The sequence below is a fragment of the Phocaeicola sp. genome (assembly GCF_057861905.1).
In genome coordinates, this window is record NZ_DBMACV010000033.1 from 14,320 (window position 1) to 34,636 (window position 20,317).

General features: G+C 47.3%; 10 protein-coding genes and 1 pseudogene. 6 read left to right on the forward strand and 5 right to left on the reverse strand.

Going from position 1 to position 20,317, the window contains the following annotated elements:
- Window positions 1-35 precede the first annotated feature (35 nt).
- From ACZM60_RS08050 to ACZM60_RS08060, 3 genes are all read left to right on the forward strand, one after another.
- Complete coding sequence (locus tag ACZM60_RS08050) at window positions 36-1,688, forward strand: NAD(P)/FAD-dependent oxidoreductase (RefSeq protein WP_489521238.1); 1,653 nt, start codon at window positions 36-38, stop codon at window positions 1,686-1,688.
- Window positions 1,689-1,725: 37 nt separating this feature from the next.
- Window positions 1,726-2,778, forward strand: coding sequence for a PDDEXK nuclease domain-containing protein (locus ACZM60_RS08055; protein ID WP_489521239.1), 1,053 nt, complete (start codon window positions 1,726-1,728; stop codon window positions 2,776-2,778).
- A gap of 117 nt (window positions 2,779-2,895) precedes the next feature.
- Window positions 2,896-3,483, forward strand: coding sequence for a helix-turn-helix transcriptional regulator (locus tag ACZM60_RS08060; RefSeq protein ID WP_418586339.1), 588 nt, complete (start codon window positions 2,896-2,898; stop codon window positions 3,481-3,483).
- A gap of 289 nt (window positions 3,484-3,772) precedes the next feature.
- Here ACZM60_RS08060 and ACZM60_RS08065 read toward each other — a convergent pair whose 3' ends face one another.
- From ACZM60_RS08065 to ACZM60_RS08075, 3 genes and pseudogenes are all read right to left on the reverse strand, one after another.
- Window positions 3,773-5,365 (reverse strand): sulfatase family protein, encoded by a 1,593-nt coding sequence (locus tag ACZM60_RS08065; protein WP_489521240.1) that lies wholly within the window; start codon window positions 5,363-5,365, stop codon window positions 3,773-3,775.
- A 243-nt stretch (window positions 5,366-5,608) separates the two neighbouring features.
- Window positions 5,609-7,426 carry a RagB/SusD family nutrient uptake outer membrane protein gene (locus tag ACZM60_RS08070; protein ID WP_489521241.1) on the reverse strand — a complete coding sequence of 606 codons (1,818 nt, stop codon included), beginning with the start codon at window positions 7,424-7,426 and terminating at the stop codon, window positions 5,609-5,611.
- 16 nt (window positions 7,427-7,442) lie between these two features.
- A pseudogene (locus ACZM60_RS08075) lies at window positions 7,443-10,619 on the reverse strand (SusC/RagA family TonB-linked outer membrane protein).
- A 220-nt stretch (window positions 10,620-10,839) separates the two neighbouring features.
- On the opposite strand from ACZM60_RS08075, the gene ACZM60_RS08080 reads away from it, so the two are divergent.
- Window positions 10,840-13,164, forward strand: coding sequence for a glycoside hydrolase family 20 protein (locus ACZM60_RS08080; RefSeq protein WP_489521242.1), 2,325 nt, complete (start codon window positions 10,840-10,842; stop codon window positions 13,162-13,164).
- A gap of 165 nt (window positions 13,165-13,329) precedes the next feature.
- On the opposite strand, the gene ACZM60_RS08085 is transcribed toward ACZM60_RS08080, so the two are convergent.
- Both ACZM60_RS08085 and ACZM60_RS08090 read right to left on the reverse strand, forming a co-directional pair.
- A complete protein-coding gene (locus ACZM60_RS08085) occupies window positions 13,330-15,645 on the reverse strand; it encodes a glycoside hydrolase family 3 protein (protein WP_489521246.1) in 2,316 nt (771 codons plus the stop codon).
- Window positions 15,646-15,678: 33 nt separating this feature from the next.
- On the reverse strand, window positions 15,679-16,875 hold the full coding sequence (locus ACZM60_RS08090; protein ID WP_489521243.1) for an esterase: 1,197 nt from the start codon (window positions 16,873-16,875) through the stop codon (window positions 15,679-15,681).
- Between the two features lie 297 nt (window positions 16,876-17,172).
- Here ACZM60_RS08090 and ACZM60_RS08095 point away from each other — a divergent pair, with 297 nt between their 5' ends.
- Both ACZM60_RS08095 and ACZM60_RS08100 read left to right on the forward strand, forming a co-directional pair.
- The gene (locus ACZM60_RS08095; protein ID WP_489521244.1) at window positions 17,173-18,894 is read left to right on the forward strand and encodes a DUF6377 domain-containing protein; all 1,722 of its coding nucleotides are present in this window, start codon (window positions 17,173-17,175) and stop codon (window positions 18,892-18,894) included.
- A gap of 172 nt (window positions 18,895-19,066) precedes the next feature.
- Window positions 19,067-20,227, forward strand: coding sequence for a SusC/RagA family TonB-linked outer membrane protein (locus ACZM60_RS08100; RefSeq protein ID WP_489521245.1), 1,161 nt, complete (start codon window positions 19,067-19,069; stop codon window positions 20,225-20,227).
- Window positions 20,228-20,317 lie beyond the last annotated feature (90 nt).

The following is a 20,317-nucleotide window of genomic DNA, read 5'->3' on the forward strand; positions in this document are numbered from 1 at the left end:
TGACTCTGATTCATAGTAAACAAAAACAACCATTTATGATACAAGAATACCAGTTAAGAGTTCTGCCCGAGCAGGCAGCCAGCGAACAGCATATCAAACAATACGTGAGCCGCGAGAAGGGGCTCGACATTCGTACCATCCACGCCGTACGGGTGCTGAAGCGAAGCATCGATGCCCGCCAGCGGACGATTTACGTGAACCTGAAGGTGCAGGTGTTTATCAACGAAACGCCTACCGAGGAGGAGTTCGTGCGGACGGAATACCGCAACGTGGAGGGTAAGCCTCAGGTGATTGTGGTGGGTGCCGGACCGGGCGGTCTGTTTGCTGCCCTGCGCCTGATAGAGCTGGGACTGCGTCCGGTAGTGGTGGAGCGCGGAAAGAACGTGCGCGACCGCAAGACGGATCTTGCCCGCATCAGCCGTGAGCACAAAGTGGACCCGGAATCGAACTACAGCTTCGGCGAGGGAGGTGCGGGAGCTTACTCCGACGGCAAGCTGTACACGCGCAGCAAGAAGCGTGGCAGCGTGGACAAGATTCTGAACGTGTTCTGCCAGCACGGGGCAAGCACTTCCATCCTGATAGACGCGCATCCGCACATCGGAACCGACAAGTTGCCGAGGGTGATCGAGAACATGCGAAACACCATCATCGCCTGCGGTGGAGAGGTACACTTCCAGACACGCATGGACGCCCTGCTCATCAAGGACAACAAGGTGGCAGGCATTGAAACGAATACGGGAAAGACCTTCCACGGTCCGGTGATTCTGGCTACGGGACATTCGGCACGCGACGTATACCGCTGGCTGTATGCCAACGGAGTGACCATCGAACCCAAGGGTATCGCCGTGGGGGTACGTCTGGAGCATCCGTCGATGCTGATCGACCAGATTCAGTATCACAACAAGAACGGACGAGGAAAGTATCTGCCGGCAGCGGAATACAGCTTCGTACAGCAGGTAGACGGTCGCGGGGTGTACAGCTTCTGCATGTGTCCGGGAGGATTTGTGGTGCCGGCAGCCAGCGGACCTCACCAGTTGGTGGTGAACGGCATGAGTCCCAGCAACCGTGGCACGAAGTGGAGCAACTCTGGTATGGTAGTGGAATTGCGTCCCGAAGACCTGCTCCTGCCCGACTTGCAGCTTCAGGCGTGCGAAACCATTCAGGGTTCGGCAGAGGCACAGACCGAGGAACTGATTGCCCGTTCGGGAAAACTGCCGGAAGGAAGCGTGCATACGCTGGCTGTGATGCACTTTCAGGAGAAGCTGGAACAACTCTGCTGGCAGCAGGGTAACATGCAACAGACGGCTCCTGCGCAGCGCATGGCGGACTTCATCAACCGGAAGGTGAGCTACGACCTGCCCGACACGTCGTACAGTCCGGGACTGGTTTCTTCGCCGCTTCATTTCTGGATGCCGAAATTCATCAGCAGTCGTCTGAGCCGCGGCTTCCAGTTGTTCGGCAAGAGCTCGCACGGCTTCCTGACCAACGAGGCGGTGATGATTGCCGTGGAAACACGTACCTCGGCACCTATCCGCATCGTGCGCGACAATGAAACCTTGCAGCACGTCACCGTAGAAGGATTGTTCCCCTGCGGAGAGGGTGCGGGCTATGCAGGCGGTATCGTGTCGGCAGGTATCGACGGCGAACGGTGTGCCGATGCCGTGGCGGCGTACTTGCAGCGAGGATAAGGGAACAAGGTAGATAAGCTAAGAAATAAACACAGATATGGCAACCAGCATACAGCAAAATATCCATACGTTTCTCGACGATATCCGCAGGATTATCGATGCAGCCCGCACGAATGCGGTACGCAGCGTGGATTTTTGCCGAGTACAGATGTACTGGCAGATGGGACAACGCATTCTCGAAGAAGAACAGCAGGGTAAAGACCGTGCCGATTATGGCAGCTACCTTATCAAAAACTTAGCAAAGCAGTTGCAACCGGAATATGGAAGCGGCTTTTCTGTACGCCAGCTCGAACGTTGCAGACAATTTTACAGACTTTATCCAATTGCGTCCGCACTGCGGTCGCAATTGAACTGGACACAATATAAAATGTTGATTACCATTTCTGACCCCAATAAACGGGAATATTATGAGCTGGAAACAGTAAACAACTGTTGGACCGCCCGTGAAATGGAACGGCAAATCAACTCGCAACTCTACGAACGCCTGTTGCTGAGTAATGACAAGGAAGCTGTTCTTGCGGTAGCCCGAAAAGAACGTATTCCACAGTCGCCGTTGGAAATTATCAAAGATCCCATGTATCTAGAATTTTTAGGGTTGGAGCGCAAACCGGCTTATTATGAAAAAGATCTGGAATCAGCCATCATTACCCATTTGCAACACTTCCTGCTCGAACTGGGGCAAGGCTTTACTTTCGTAGCACGCCAAAAACGCATCCTATTGGAGGACGATGAATTTTTTGCCGATCTGGTGTTTTACAACCGCCTGTTGAGATGTTTTGTAGTAGTGGAACTGAAGACCGGCAAACTGACGCATCAGGATTTGGGACAACTACAGATGTATGTCAACTATTACGACCGTATAGAGAAGCTGCCGGAAGAAAATTCGACCATCGGCATCTTGCTTTGTACCAGCAAGAACGACACGGCTGTACGCATGGCTCTCCCCAAAGACAACAAGACCATATTAGCCAGCGAATACCAGCTTTATCTGCCCACACAGGCACAGCTGATTGACGAAGTGAAAAGTGTATGGAAGATGATAAACAAACCAAGCAATTCAACAGAGGAAGAAAAGGAGGAGAAAGCATGAGCAAATTGCAGAAACTAATACAGAAACCTTGCCCAGAAAAAGACAATCTGACGGACTGGAACAATTCCTCCGACATGAATCAATGAACCTGTGTGAAAAACATAACCTATAACCAAGATGCAACATATCCCTGAAATAGCAATCGTAGAACAGAATACGCTGACGGCACTGGGCTTGCAGACCATTCTGGAAGAACTTATCCCCGTAGCGACCATCCGCAGATTTCCGTCGTTCGCCAGACTGATAGACGATACGCCGGACATGTACAGCCATTATTTTGTTTCGGCACAGACGTACTTCGAGCATACGTCGTTTTTCCTGGAACGACGTCCGAAGACCATCGTGCTGGCAGCGGGCGAACAGCCTCTGCTGAACGGTGTCCCTACCCTGAATGTCTGTCTGCCGCAGGACAAGCTGGTGGCTTCCATCATGCAGATGCGAAAACAAGGACACGAAGCGACACATCATCCGGTATCTCCGCAAGAAATGCAGCAGAGCCATGATCTGTCGCCTCGTGAAATAGAGGTACTGGTACTCATTACCAAGGGGCTTATCAACAAGGAAATAGCCGACAAGCTGAACATCAGCCTGACGACGGTTATCTCGCACCGCAAGAACATTACCGAGAAGCTCGGCATCAAGTCCGTTTCGGGGCTTGCCATCTATGCCGTGATGCACGGGTATGTGGAAGCTGACCGGATATGATACGACCGGTGAGGGTTAGCTCAAGCAATATTAATCGTGTCTATCGCGTTAATACAAGGGTATATAGGTTATAAATTCCTTCGCTGGCGTGGTATTTCATTTGTAAGAAATAATCACCCCCCAAGAACGACGGGAATAAAAATAAGCAGAAGAACAACAAGCCCGTCCGAAACCAAGCGGAAAGTATTCAAGACTATTGAATACATAATATACAAGAAAAGCCCGTCGGTGATTCAGAGTCATTCACTTCATCACCGACGGGCTTGTTTATAGCTTATGTTTTCCCATCTTATTTCTCAGCCGGAGCAGCCGCTTCTTTTGCCTGCTTCAGCTTCTGTTCGATAGGATCCTTGTACTGAGTCTGGAGTTTCACCAGTTCAGCTTTCAGGTCTTCTGTAATCTTTTCATAACCCGGCTGACCGTAGATATTGTGCATTTCGGTCGGGTCTTCCTTCAAATCGTACAATTCCCATTCGTCGATGTCGTTGTAGAAATGAATGAGCTTGTAGCGGTCGGTACGTACGCCGTAATGACGTTTTACCATGTGTTCTGCCGGGAACTCATAGAAGTGATAATACAGCGACTTACGCCAGTCGGCAGGCTTTTCACCCTTCAGCAGCGGAACCAGCGATACACCCTGAATATCTTCGGGAATAGGTGCTCCGGCAAGTTCGAGGAAGGTCGGGGCATAGTCGATGTTCTGTACCATCTGAGGAATTTCACCCTTCGCCTTGAAGTCTTTCGGCAGATGCATGATCAGCGGAGTGTGCATGGATTCCTCGTACATGAAACGCTTGTCGAACCAGCCATGTTCGCCCATGTAGAATCCCTGATCGGAGGTATAGACTACCAGCGTATTGTCGAGCATGCCCTTTTCTTTCAGGTAGTCGAGTACACGACCCACATTTTCGTCGAGCGACTTCACCACCTTGGCATAGTCGCGCATGTAGCGCTGGTACTTCCATTCGGCCAGTTCCTTACCCTGCGGATTCTTCTTGTAGAAGTCGTCGATAATCGGCTGGTAGAAGTCATCGTACACCTTACGGTCTTCCGGACTCAGGCGACCGATGTAGCTTTCGTATCTTTCCTTCAGCGGAGAAGTCTTGTCGGCACGATTCATCTTGTTGTCGTAAATCAGGTCCATGTTCTTCCAGATACTCATTTCCTGAGCAGCGGCAGCGGGACGACCTTCGTAGTCATCGTAGAAATTGTCGGGCAACGGGAAGGTCTTGTCCTCGAACAGCGGCAAGTCTTCCAATGCAGGCAGCCAGTTGCGGTGGATAGCCTTGTGATGGATAAACAGGCAGAACGGCTTGTTCTTGTCGCGCTGGTTCTCCATCCAGTCGATACTCATATCCGTAATCAGGTTGGTGACGTACCCCTCCTTGCGGACGGTATCGTTGTCCATCGTGATGAAGTCCGGATTATAATAATCACCCTGTTCGGGCAGAATTTCCCAATGGTCGAATCCGGTAGGCAGACTCACCAGATGCCATTTTCCGATGATAGCCGTCTGGTAACCAGCCTGCTGCAACAGCTTCGGCATCGTCTGCTGAGAACCGTCGAACACACACGTAGTATTGTCGGTAAATCCGTTGGCATGGCTGTGCTTGCCGGTAAGCATACACGCACGGCTCGGTCCGCTCAGCGAGTTAGCCACAAAACTGTTGGTAAAGATTACGCCATCGTTGGCGATACGGTCCAGATTCGGAGTTTCCACAAAGCGACTTCCATAGCAGCTCATCATCTGCGCCGTATGGTCGTCGGTCATGATATACACAATGTTGTACTGCTTGGGAGCCTGTTTCTCACTGCCGCACGAAGCCAGTGAAGCCAGAGCCGCCATACCCGTCAGCGGGTAAAGGAATGAAGATGTTTTCATAAAATGAAATAAAGTAAGTAAAAGTTTATACAGCTTGTTACAAAGATACCTGCTTCGGAGAGAATACCCAAAGCTATCAAGCGAAAAAGTCCGAGGAAGCATGGAAATGTTTTTTCCCCGGACTTTACCTTTTATGCAAATTCTAATTCAAGCGCGGGTTTTATTATCCCCCTGCTTGTTTTCAGATAATTTCTGCCGGTATTATTTTCCCTTTTCCGAGAAGCATGTATCGGAATCGGGAAATTACCAGCCCGGATTCTGTTCCCACATACCGCCGGTCAGACCACCGACCATTTCCTGACGGATAGGCAACAGGTAATCGCGTTTCAAGTTGAACTGCCAGCCATTCGGATAGTTGGTATTGTTGAACGATACGATATAACCATCCTTCAGCCAGATATTCGAACCTACGGTCATGATACCGTCGAAATGTTCGCCCAGCGTACTGCCTGTATACAAAGCACCGGTAGGAGTCTTTCCAACGATCAGTTCATCGGCAGCAGCCCAGCGCAAGATATCCGTCAGACGGCAGTTTTCGAGGGCTTTCTCCACACGACGTTCGCGGCGTACAGCCTGAATGTACTTATCGAGGTTATGGAACGGATAATCGGCATCGGTATTATACTCGCGGTCGAAATCTACACCCGGCATGTTCACACGGTCGCGCAGCGGCTGCAAGGCTTTCTGAATTTCACTGGCATTGCCTGCACCGTCGAGTTCGGCCAGTGCTTCCGCATAGTTCAGCAGAATATCGGCGTAACGTACCTGGATAGCCGGAGCCTGACTACGGTTGGCTGTGGTATAGGCAGCCGTATTCGAGGTGTTGAACTCTTCGTATTTCAAAATAGAATAACCGGTCGTATTCTGGTGATAGTTGGTTGCATCCAGCGGCGGCCATGTATAAACCGTACCGTCACTCTGAATCTGCTGTCCCGGCATGAAGACTGTCTGCGACAGACGCGGGTCACGCAGTTCGGGACTCAGCTCGGCTCCGTACGTACGTTTGGCTTCCAGCTTGGCAGTACCGGTAAACGGTTTGCCGTCAATCGTCAGATAATCGTCCACCAGCGAAGCAGACACGCCAATCTGTCCACCTCCCTCACAAGCATAGTATGTAACGTTGTGACCGATGCCGGCAGAAGCATTGTATTCCTTCCACCACAGTACCTCCTGATTGTCGCTCAGGTCGGTATCGATAAACATGTCGCGGTAGTCGGTCAGCGGGTTACCCGTTTTATGGATACTCCATACATTACGGTCGATCACCTCTTTGGCAGCCGTTACCGCCTGATTCAGCCAGTCCTTGATTTTCTCATCAGGATTGGTCAGTGTCTTGTCATAGAACGGATCGTTCTCTGCACGGTGATATTTTTCCCATGTAGCAGCAAACAGCGCCACTTCACTCTTCAGAGCACGGGCTACATCGCGGTGTACACGACGGGTAGCATTATTGTCCTGCTCGCTCAGGTTCGTGATGGCATCCTGCAGATCCTTCAAGATATAATCGGCAATCTCGGTACGTGTATTACGCGGACGCTTCATCAGTTCGGCATCCGGGTCCAACTGGTCTTCTACCCAGGTCACACCACCGTAATTCACCAGCAGGTGATAGTAGTAAGCCGCACGGAAGTAATACGCCTCGCCCAGACACTGCTTGTAGTCGGTTCCCTTCTCCTCGCAATTCTGGATATTCTGAAGCAGGAAGTTCACGTTACGTATCGCCTTGTAATCACTCAACTCGGCAGCGTTGCTAAGCGAAGTCTCACCCGCCAAACGCGTATCGATTGCATTCGGATACAAGTTATCACTGTTGGCATCGCCGAAAGCAATACCGTTGGTACTACTGCTGGACTGCGTCTTGATAGCCGAATTGTTGACCGTACCTCCACCCATCACAGGCACGCTGCCCTGATAGAACATATTCAGGTACATGTTGATTTCACTGGTTGTAGTGAAAGCACCTACCGTAGACATCTCTCCCTGAGGTTCCTGATTCATGTCGAAGCAAGAAGTTGTTCCCAGGCATAAAACTGAAGCAATCAGTAAATGTATATTTTTCATAATCGTTTTCCCGTTTTTACATATTTAAAATGACACCGACAGAGAATACTCTCGTCATCGGATAGTTCTTACCAGCCTGCTCAAGCGCATTACCGTAACTGTTCTGAGTAAACAGACCTTCCGGATCGAAGATGCTGCTCAGCTTGGTAAAGGTCAGCAAGTTTTCGCCCGAGAAGAATACCTGAGCCTTGGTGAGGTGAATCTTTTCGATCCATGCCTTCGGCAGGTCGTAGCTGATGGTCATGTTCTTCAGACGGCAATAAGCGGCACTCTGCATGTAACGGTCGGACTTCTGAGAAGTCTTGGCACGGAACTTGCCGACAGCCTGATTACCGGCCGTGTACGGATTCGGATAGTAAGCATCCGGATTTTCCGGTGTCCAGTAGTCGAGGTGTTCCTTGAAGACAGTGACCTGTGCGTATGCACCCGAACCCCAGAAGTAAGATGTATTCATGGCAGGACACCAGTCGCGCTTGCCTACGCCCTGGAACATCAGGCTCAGTGAAAGACCTTTCCACGAGATTGATCCGTTGATGGTGTACTGGTAACGCGGAGTCGTATTACCGATGACGGTCATATCACCCATATCGCCTACGGTATTGGTACCGTTGTTGATCTTGTTATCTCCATTCAGGTCGACATACTTCACATCACCCGGCATCCATTTCTGTCCGCTTAGGTAAGACAAATCGTAAGTAGAGTTATACACATCGGCTTCTTCCTGTGTCTGAATCAGACCGGAAGCACGGTATCCCCAGATTTCACCCACTTTCTTTCCTTTGTACCAATTTTCTGAAGGATCAGAACCATCACCTTCGTAAGAAGTAACCTCGGAGGTAGCATCAGAAAGCGAACCGCCGATAGAATAATCGATATCCTTGCCGATCTTTCCTCTCCATTGCAGGGTAAGTTCCCAACCACGGTTACGCATCTCGGCGTTGTTGGTTTCGGGAGCTACAGCACCGAAGAAGTCTGCCAGAGCCACCGAAGGGCCTAACATATCACGTGTATCGCGCTGGAACACATCGAACGATCCGGTCAGGGCATTGCCGAAGAAACCGAAGTCGATACCGATATTCTTATGTTCTACCTTTTCCCAAGTAGTATTGGAGTCGACTACCGAACCCGGACTCAGATAACCCTCACGTCCGTTCTGGAAATACCAGTTGCCGAGAGAAGTCGGGTCCATGGTAGAAGCAAATGTATAGTAAGCAGCACCAGTCTGGTTACCCAGCAGACCCCAAGACACACGCAACTTCAGGTTAGACAGTACATCCAGTGTCTTCTCCATGAACGATTCATGCGTAATGTTCCATCCCAGAGAAACTGACGGGAAGAATCCCCAGCGGTTTCCTTTGGCAAAGCGTGAAGAACCGTCGTAACGTCCGTTTACTTCCACCAGATAGCGTCCCATGAAATCGTAGTTGATACGTCCGAAATAACCGCGGGTAGCCCATGCGTAGCGTGTATCTTTCACGGTACGGTCGCCGTTTGCCATTTCAAGGCTCGGATTGCTGGTAGAAAGGATATCCGTTACAGAATCGTACAGATATTTATAATATTCTTCCTGATAACCCAGCATCACGGTAAAGTTATGCTTGTCGGCAAGGGAGAATGAATAGTTGGTATACAGGTTGACCGACTGATACTGGTTGTTCATGTCGTAGCGGGTATACGAGTTGCTTGCCCCGTCGGCAATCTCCGTACGTGTACCGATATCGTATGCATCGCCCGAAGCATTCGGAATCTGCGGAAGCACCTTCAGCGCCCAGTAATCGCGCGTATTATAACGGTAAGTATAATCGAAGAAGATGTGCCAGTCCTTCAGCGGCTCCAGTTCCAGACCGCCTGTCATGGTCAGGTTGTTGTTCTCCGTATTGGTATTAGTACCGCTCTGCAAGTACGGAATCATAGACAGTTCGGTAAAGTTACCGTTCGGATCGACTACGCTCACCGTCGGACGGAAACGTGCCAGCGAGTGATAGAAACCTTCGCTCAGCGCACCTGTACCAAACGGAGTTTCATTGCTTGAGTTCATATATTTGGTATTCACCTTCAGCTTCAGCCAGTCGGTCACCTTCGACGTAACATTGGTACTGAAGTTGAAACGCTTATAACCGATATCAGCATAACGCAACAGACCATCTTCCTTGTACATACCACCCGAGATGTAGTACTGTGCCTTTTCGCCACCGCCGCTCACACTGACGTTGTGGTTCTGCTTGAAAGCCACATCCTTATAATGAAGATCGAAATAATCGGTATTACCCAGACCTTTGGCACTGTTTTCGAAAGCAGCCACCATCGACTGTCCGGGAGTCAGTTCTGCCCACGGATCGAGTCCGGTAGGATCGTTGATATACTGCTACAACTGTGCCAGCTTCTCGTCGCTGTACTGTTTCACCATGCCGGCGTTTTCGCAAGCCTTGTTGAAATAAGTAGCAAACTCGTATGAATTAGCCATCTCCGGCAACGACATCGGAGAAGTCCAGCCCAAGGTAGCCTGATAGCTGACACGTGCCTTGCCTTCCTTACCTTTCTTGGTAGTGACCAGAATCACACCGTAAGCCGCACGCGCACCATAGATAGAAGAAGCAGCGGCATCCTTCAGAACGGAGATGTTTTCAATATCATTCGGGTTAACATCGGCAAGATCCATTTCCACCCCGTCGACCAGCACATAGGGAGCGGCATCTCCCGACAGGTTTCCCTGACCACGCAACTGCAATGAAGAAGTAGCACCCGGACGACCGGCATTGGTATTGTCGATATACAAGCCCGGAACCATACCCTGCAAACTCTGAGTAGCGTTTGCCAGCGGACGCTGTTCCAATGTTTCACCTTCTACGGTAGCCACGGAACCAGTCAGGTTGACTTTCTTCTGCACGCCGTAACCTACCACGACAACCTCGTCCAAGACCTGATTGTCCTCCTTCAGCGTAATGTTAAGAATTTACCCTGGAGTCACCTGTACTTTCTGAGTCTGATAACCCATATACGAAATTACAATGATAGCATTTTTTGCTACGCTTAGCGTAAAATTACCATCGAGATCAGTAATGACACCATTCGTCGAATTTCCCTTTTCTACCACTGATGCACCAATAACAGGGAACCCTGTAGCATCATACACAATACCTTTCGCTTCTACTTTCTGCTGGACGGCATTCATAGTACCACTCTCTACCACCATTCCCTCAGCATTCGCTATCTGCGGACAGCCTATCCATGCAGCGACTCCCAAAAGCGACACCTGCTTCACGAAGTCCTTACTTAAAAAGAATAGATTCATAAAATATTTAATAATTAACTCCAGTTTTTAAAAAAATTGCGCAAATATAGGAATAAATACCGAGAATGTAAGATTTATTTATTATTTTTGTAGAATGAATTAAAAATAGAACAGATTTACTATGAAAAAGAATCCAGTAAAAAGATGGACGATTTGCCTTCTTATGGCAGGAGGATTAATGGCCTGCGCGCCACAGGAAACCAAGCTGGGAAACCTGAATGTCATCCCATTACCACAGGAAATAATGGAAGACACAACAGCAAAACCTTTTGTGATCAATTCTTCTACAACCATCGTCTACGAGGAGGGAAATGAAAAGCTGGCAAGTACTGCCCGTCTTCTGGCTGACTATATTCAGGAGGTAACGGGTACGAAAGTCAAGACAGGTACAGAAGCAGGCAAAAACTGCATTATCCTGAAAGTCGATCCGTCTATCACCCACAAAGAGGGATACGACCTGCATATCACAGCCGATGCCGTTACAGTAACGGGAGCTACGGAAGCTGGTGTGTTCTACGGCTGCCAGACCATCCACAAGGCACTGCCCATTACAGAAGGTAAAGCACTGGCTTCGCTGCCTGCCGGAGAGGTGAAAGACTTCCCGCAGTATAACTACCGTGGATTCATGATCGATGTAGGCCGTCATTTCTTCCCGAAGGAATATCTGAAGAAACTGATTGACGTCATGGCACTGCACAACATCAATTACTTCCACTGGCATCTGACCGAGGATCAGGGCTGGCGTATCGAAATCAAGAAATATCCCAAACTGACAGAAATAGGTTCTTACCGCAAGGAAACAATTACAGCACCGGGCTCGGGTAAATTCGACGGCACACCGGTAAGCGGTTACTATACACAGGAGGACGCCAAGGAAATCGTAGCTTATGCAGCCGAACGTTTCATCACAGTCATTCCTGAAATAGACATGCCGGGACACATGCTGGCTGCGCTGGCTTCGTATCCGGAACTGGGATGTACGGGTGGGCCGTATGAAACAGCTACCAAATTCGGTGTGTTCAAGGAAGTGCTGTGCGGCGGTAATCCCAAGACACTGCAGTTTGCCAAGGACGTGGTAAACGAACTGATGGACATCTTCCCGGATGCTCCTTATATTCATATCGGAGGCGATGAATGTCCGAAAGCAGAATGGAAGAAGTGTCCGAAGTGTCAGGCTAAGATCAAGGAACTGGGACTGCGTGACACGAAGGAGCACAGCAAGGAGAACCAGCTTCAGGTGTACTTCATGAACGAAGTGGAAAAGGAAATCGCCAAACGAGGCAAGAAGATGCTGGCATGGGACGAAATTCTGGAAGGCAACCCGAATCCGGAAACAACAACCGTCATGGCTTGGACGGGCATAAAGGCTTCCATCAAGGCTGCACAACTGGGACATCCTACCATCGTCTGCCCCATCAGTCACTTGTACTTCAGCAATCCGGGTTACAACCGTCTGAAGGGAGTGAGCAGCGTAGAACGTGTATACAACTTTGAACCGCAGTCTGACAAGCTGACTCCGGAAGAGAAGAAAAACATTATCGGGGTACAGGGATGTATCTGGACCGAATGGACAAAAGACAGCCTGAAGATGGAATGGCAGATGATGCCGCGTATCGCAGCACTGAGTGAGTTGCAGTGGAGCAATCCGGCAAAGAAGGACTTGAACGGATTCCTGAAACGCCTCCGCCACCAACTGGACTTGTATGAGCTGTACGGATGCAATTACAAAAAGGATATAGAAGATGTTACGATAGACGTTGAGCCTAAAGGTGAAGGCGGAACTGCCGTAATCAAGCTGAATACGTTCGACAACGCACCGGTTTACTACACGCTGGACGGTTCGGAACCATCGGCTGCATCGCAACAGTATACTCAGCCGTTTACGGTGAACAAGACTACGACCATCAAGGCGAAGGCTATCCGCAACGGCCGCGAAAGCAACGTAACCGAAGAAACGCTGACATACAACCTGGCTACCATGCATCCGATTACCCTGAAATGTGAACCGGATGAAAAGTTCACTTACAAGGGAGCAAACCTGCTGGTAGACGGTATGACGGGAGATGACAACTACCGTTCGGGACGTTACATCGGTATTTACGGTCAGGACTTCGATGCGACCATCGACTTGCAGGAACCGAAAGAAATCTCTTCTGTTGCGCTCGGTACTTATCTGGTTCCGGGTGACTATATCTTCGGTCTGACCGGACTGGAAGTTTATGGTTCTGAAGACGGAAAGGCTTACACCAAGATTGCTTCGAAGGCTATCCCTACACTGGAGGAAGGCAGTAAGAATAATGTACTGAAACGTGATACTATCAGCTTCGACAAGACGAAGGCACGCTATGTACACATCATCGGAAAGAATACTCCGGTACTTCCGAAGTGGCATCCGGGCGCAGGCAAACAGACTTACCTGTTCCTCGATGAAATTGCTATCAACTAAGCGCCTAACGGGACAACTTGTAATCCATAAGTTATAACAAAAAATCTCCTGCTTTAGCTTATCCTGATGGATAAAGCGGAAAGCAGGAGATTTTTTTTGTGTTCAGGCCTTCACCTGTCAGAGATTCACCGTCCTGTGCTATCCCGGCAGCAGGACACTCCTTATTTATTTATACTTCTGTACACGTTCGTCGTTGATTACACCCTTCCAGTTCATACCGAACGCAAAATCGTAGGCATGACCTTCAGAATCGACGTAAGGAATCATATCGCGCGGAACATCTTCTTTCTGTTTTTCCACCGTTTCCATGTTTATCGGAAGCTGACAAGGCAGCAAGCCAGAAGGTTCGGCCTTACCGCTCACGATATCGAGAAACGCCTCGTTGCTTGTTCCAAAACTCATAATGATGGCATCGGCAGCCTTTTCAAATTCTCCCATCACCATCGGACGAGTAGCTGTCAGCGCCACGATGACCGGCTTGTCGTGCATCTGTTTCCGCGTGTTCAGTACCAGTAACAAATCATCTTTGTTGGCCGTCTTCACCGTCTTACCCTTATAACTGCGGTTGGTAAAAGATTCTTTCACATCACCTCCGGCAATGCTGACAGCCCTTGCCTCCGTCGCAGTATAGTCATTGTATTGCAAACTGATAGGCACATATCCATTGCCTCCCTTCTTGCAATCGTTCACATCGTATCCCGTTCCGGTAATCGGGCCCAAAATAAAGACAAGCGCAAAATCAGCCTCTTCGGGCGTATCGACCACCTGATAATACTTTCTCACCAAGTCGAGATTGATCGGATAATCGTAATAATCCTTTGTGACATTTCCGAAGAACTCAACATACGAAGGAAAATGACGCTTCGGAACGTACACCTTTTTCTTCGCATCCTTGACAGGCAATACATGCTGCTTGTTCTTCAGCATGACCAGCGACTTTACCTGAGCTTCATACCCCTGACACATAAAGTCTTTGTTGCCTACTATTTCTTTCGTCTTCTCGACATCCAGATAAGGATTTTCGAACAGGCCGGTACGGAACATCGGCATCAGCAACCGGCGGGCTGACTCGCGGATACGTTTTTCCCACGCTTCCTTACCAAACTCTTCTACTCCTTTCTGAAAAGCTTCCAGCACAGGTCCCTTATCGTTATTTCCACCAAACTGATCGACACCCGCTTTCAGAATCAGGTAATGACGGTCGACTACAGACAGCGTTTCCACTCCCCAGCACATACCGCCGAAACCGCCAACCGACTTATTATCATTTGTCACTCCCCAGTCGGTACAGACAATGCCGTCGTACCCATACTTGTCGCGCAACAAATCGGTAATGATATACTTGCTGAAGTTATTGCCCACATTATTGCCCGACGGATCGATGCCATACGAAATGGTATAATACGGCATGACTGCTCCCGCACAATGAGTCGGTCCGTCGAGTTTGAAAGCACCTTCCGTAAAAGGAAGAAGATGTGTTTTCAGGTTATTTCCCGGATAAACACTATACTTGCCAAAGTTATAATGCGCATCGCGTCCTCCCTCTTCCGGACCTCCACTCGGCCAGTGTTTCACCATGGTTACCACACTTTCATAGCCCCATCCATCGGCAATCTCAGCTTCCTCTTCGGAAGTCTGGAAACCATCGATGTAAGCCCTTCCCAAATCGGTTGTCAGCTTCGGATCGCCGCCAAAGGTCCCCGTGAAGCGCATCCAGCGTGGCTCGGAAGCCAGATCGACCTGTGGAGAAAGCGCCGTGGTAATACCCAGCGCACGATATTCCTTCGCCGCTATTTTACCAAAGTTCTTTACCAGTTCCGGACTAAAGGTAGCCGCCAGTCCCAGTGAAGTAGGCCATTGTGAGATTTCTCCTCCAGACCCATAGTTATATTCGGCAGTTGCAGTCGTTTCATGTCGCGGGTCCGAACTGTTGTTGGCCGGTATGCCGTGTCCCAGACCTTCCACATACGCCTGTACATTGTTGCTCCACTCGGCAGCAACGGCCGGACTTTCCACCTTGGTTATCAGCACCGCACGCAGATTATCATCTTTCAGAAATTTCTTCTGCGCATCACTCAGATCGGAAGCCTTCGCCCCGCTCTCGGCAAAAGGCTTTCCGTTGTAGGTAGAAGGCCCGTACCCATCTTGAAGGCTCGGTATCTGCTGATGGGCACTATACAGCATCAGACCGGCAATTTCCTCATCCGACAACTGAGCAGCCAGGTCGCGTGCCCGCTCCTCAAAGCCCAATCTCCAGTCCTCGTACTTATCCAGCTTACCGTTACGGTTCAGGTCCTTAAACGCATAGCCGTTAGCTTCTATCAGCTTTACCCCCGACTGAAGAGCATATCCCAATGTAGCTCCCCCCTCTTGTTTTACCAGTGTGTAAATACCCTTAGGCTCTTCCTGCCACTTCTGTGCACTGGAACAGCCGGACAAAGCCAAAGCAATCACTCCTGCCGAAAGAACGGCATAAGTCATGCGATTCCGCATTTTTTTCATAGTATTCGTTATTTATTTAAAAAGTTCAGGCAACAGATGATTCAAGTATTTGCGCCAGTTACGCCACTCGTGTCCGCCGTCGGTTTCCATATATTCATATTTATAGCCGTGACTATCGAGCAGCTCCCGATACTTCACATTATCCTGGAACAGGAAGTCACCGTTTCCTATGCCGATGAAATACAGCTTCGGAGCATCGGAAAACTGCTTGGCAAGTTTCTCTTCCAGATTTTCGTAGATATACGTATTCTCTCCCTTCGCCTGACGGTTGATGGCAGCCGAGAACAGGCCTACATAACCAAACAGATCGGGATAGTTGGCAGAGATATAAAGCGAATGGAATCCTCCCATCGACAATCCGGCAATTGCCCGGTGAGCCTTGTCGTTAATTGTACGATAATGAGTTTCCACATAGCTCATAATATCGGGGAAAGCTTTTTCGAAAGAACCCTCCATCGTCTTGGGATTGGAGAAAGACGGCTTATACATGCTATTGGGATATTCACCCGGCACAGCTTCCTGAGCTCCGTTACCATTCGGCATGACCACAATCATGGGTTCAGCCTTTCCCTGTGCAATCAGATTATCGAGTATCTGGACAGCCCGTCCCAGTTCGCTCCACGCATTTTCATCGCCTCCGGCACCATGCAGCAGATACAATACCGGATATTGCTTATTGCCGTCTTCATAGCCGGCAGGTGTATAGACCGTCATACGGCGGCGCTCCATGCCCAAGGTAGGACTGGGATACCACACCTTCGAAACGGTTCCGTGAGGAACTTCACGCACCAGATAATTCTGCGACAGCTCTCCGTCGACCAGAAAATAATTGGTATAGGTTGCAATGTCACGAATCATATATACATTACTTGGATCGAGCATACGTACTCCATCCACATAAAAACAGTACGTATGGAGTTCCGGCGACGGTATCGAGGTAGTATAGGTCCAAACTCCGTCTTCTCCTTTCACCATCGGAATCTGCCCGGAAGCCTCCATCATGCCAAACGAAGTCTGCCGTTTGACCTTTTCGAAAAAATCAGCTTCCACCAGCACTTCCTTTGCATTTGGAGCCAGCAACTTAAAAGTGACTGTCTGATTCTTTACCTCCGGAGAAACGATATCTCCAGTATTTACCGCTACAGTTTCCTGAGCCCATGCGGAAAGTGAAATCAAGCACCCTGCCGCAAAACTTAATAATGTTTTCATAAGTATTATTTCATTTTAGAGAATTACTCTATCTATCTTTTGTTTTTCAAAATTACAATTTTCTTTTATCCAATGTTACACATCCAGAAACATCTCTTTAAGGTATTATACAAAAATCAGATAAATCCGTTAATATTACTCCATATCTGAAGATATAAGCCCCAACATTTAAAAATCTATCAGCTAAAAACATAATAAGAGTTCCATTTTTAAAATAATTGCCTTAATTTCCATAGAAATTTTGATTAGAGATTCTCGGTGTAATTGTATCTTTGCACAGACCAACACACTAATATAATGAAAAAACTATTATTATCTCTATATATACTCTCGTTGTGCTACTTGCCTTCAAATGCACAAACAGAAAATATGGACTATTATTTCTATAAAGTTGATTCTATTCTGAAATACAAAGACAGCTTTAAAAAGAATTTAGACAACGAGATCCTGAATTTTAAGGCTAAACTCAAGCATGGACAATATCCCGAAGACATTTACCCAATCAACCGCCTGCTATACGAGGCCTACAAGACCTATATCAGTGATTCCGCTTTAGTCTATTTAAACAAGAACATCGAACTTGCACATAAAATGCGACGGACAGACTGGCTGCAAGAATCCCTCATCGAAAAATCGTACATTTATGCAGCAACCGGCATGCTGAATGCAGCAGACACATGCTTGCAACAAGCGGGGTGTTACCCCATGGACAGATCGACCAAATTAAAATATTATACACAAAAGATATACAATCTGTCCCATCAGGAAGAACTCTACAACAATAATTGTGAAAACAAAATCTCTCAGAACTGTGATTCTATATTGGCACTCGACTCCTTACCAGACAGTCCCTATCATATTTGGGCCAATTTCTACAAACTCAGGTCTAACAACGAACTCATACCACAAACAATTTCAATGCTCAGAAAGAAGATTGCCCAATTAAACGATTCTGACCCGTGGTACCCCCACTTTACCTTTGCGCTAAGTTACCTCCTAATAAAGACACACTCTAAAGAATGCATCAAATATTTAGCCCTATCAGCTATCACCGACATAAAGAATGTAAACCGTGACAGCCCTTCAATCATGCTATTAACACAAGAAGCCTATAAACTAAACAAATTCGCATATGCTTATAACTACATTCACTATGTTGTAGACAGTCAGGAAGAATATCCCAGCCGGACAAGAACAAACAACTTCATGATTGCTTTACAAAACACGGTAGATAAAATGCAACAGTTATCGAAAGCTAAAGAACAAGCCAATCAAAAATACACCATTGCCCTTGTCTGCTTTTTCATTATTTTATGTATCAGCAGTGCTTACATCTATATCCTTCTCCGAAAACAAACTCATTCAAAAAGAGAACTGCAAAAAAAGAATGAAGAACTGGATAAAAATGTAGAACAAATGAAGCATCTTTACGATACTTTAGCTATCAGTAATCAGGACTTACAAAAAGCGAACAAGAAAATGGGGATTATTACAGAACAGATGTTAGAAGCAAATTATATCAAAGAAACATACATAGGTACGCTATTTACCATTTGCTCCAGTTACATAACCAAAATTCAAGACATCCGTAAGGCAACATACCGAAAACTACAAACCAAGCAGTATGAAGAACTGATGAGACAGAATGATCCCACAGACGAATCAATCACTCATGAGATACAAGATTTATATCATAAGTTCGATATTACTTTTTTAAAGATTTATCCTAACTTTATCAATGATTTCAACCAATTGTTAAAACCAGAAGAAAGAATCTCACTCAAAAAAGGTGAGCTGATGAATACCGATCTCCGTATTTACGCACTGGTCAAACTGGGTATAACCAGCAGCACCAAAATAGCAGAATTTTTGCACCTCTCCCCTCAAACGGTGTACAATGCCCGACTGAAAATGAGAAGCCGGGCTATTGAATCGAACGAAAACTTTCCGGACAGAGTCCGCCAATTAGGTAAGATTTTGTTTGAATTTTCTGCACAAAAAGAAACCAATATCATATAAACCTACTATGTATTTTTACCATATTTAAAACATAAAACATTAATTTTCAATAACAAATAGATTTTAAAGGTTACTAAACAACTTACTATAGCATTTACCAGCGAATACAATAAACGTATAAGCTTATTAATTTTGTTTATCCGCAATTGATAAAACCTTTAAAACTATTTTTATGAAAAACTTTAATTTATTACTGAAAAGGCTATTCCTTTGGGCCTTGTTATCATCTTTGTGGGTAACCCTACATGCACAAGTTCACGTAAAAGGAACTATAGTGGATAATCTAAACGCACCTGTCATTGGTGCATCTATTCTTCAAAAAGGTACGACCAATGGTACCATTAGCGACTTAGAGGGAAATTTCACACTGACTGTTCCCGAAAATTCGATTCTTGTTTTTTCTTATATCGGTTACATAACACAAGAAAAAACAGCAGCTCCTACCATGAACATCAAATTAGCAGAAGACAACCAATCACTTGATGAAGTCATCGTAGTAGGTTACAGCGTTCAAAAAAAGAGTGTTGTAACAGGAGCTATTTCTTCAGTAAAAACAGACGACATTTTAAGAAGCACAAATACACGTCCGGAACAAGCCTTGCAAGGTAAAACTTCAGGTGTACAGGTATTATCTTCTTCAGGAGCCCCGGGTGAATCTATGAAAATCCGTGTCCGCGGTTACAGCTCCAACGGTAATTCCGAACCACTATTTATTGTAGACGGTTTACGTACCACCGATATCAGTACACTGGAGCCCAACAACATAGCCAGCATGGAAGTTCTAAAAGACGGAGCATCTGCTGCCATATACGGTGCAGAAGGAGGTAATGGCGTTATCCTGATCACTACAAAAAGTGGAAAATCAGGACGTACCCAAATAGATTACAACTTCCAGTATACAATCCAGAGCTTAGGAAAGACCTCCAAAATGATGAACGGAAGACAATATCTGGATTATATGCAAGAAGCACAGCTCATCAGTTCAGAGGTTACCGACAACGGAATCAATACCAACTGGATAGATGAAACATTCGAAAATGCTCCCATGATGAAACACAACCTGTCTATTTCTGGAGGTAATGATAAAATGACCTACCTGGCCTCTCTCTCCTATCTGAACCAGGAAGGTATCGTTGTGGGAGATCAAGATAACTACAAACGGTACTCAGGTATGTTTAACGGTAGTGTTCAAGCAAAGAAATGGTTGAAAATCAGCAGCAATCTCCAATTCAACCGTTCCATCCGTTCTTCTATCAGCCAGAATGATGAATCACGAGGAGTAATCTCCAACGCCCTGATGATGGACCCGTTAACTCCTGTAGTTTATACCTGAGTTCGGGATAAGTTTAGAATAAGGCCAGTTGTTTTGAGTCCTCAATATAGTATCCTTGCAATGCATCCGGTTTGTTTTCAAAGAAACAAT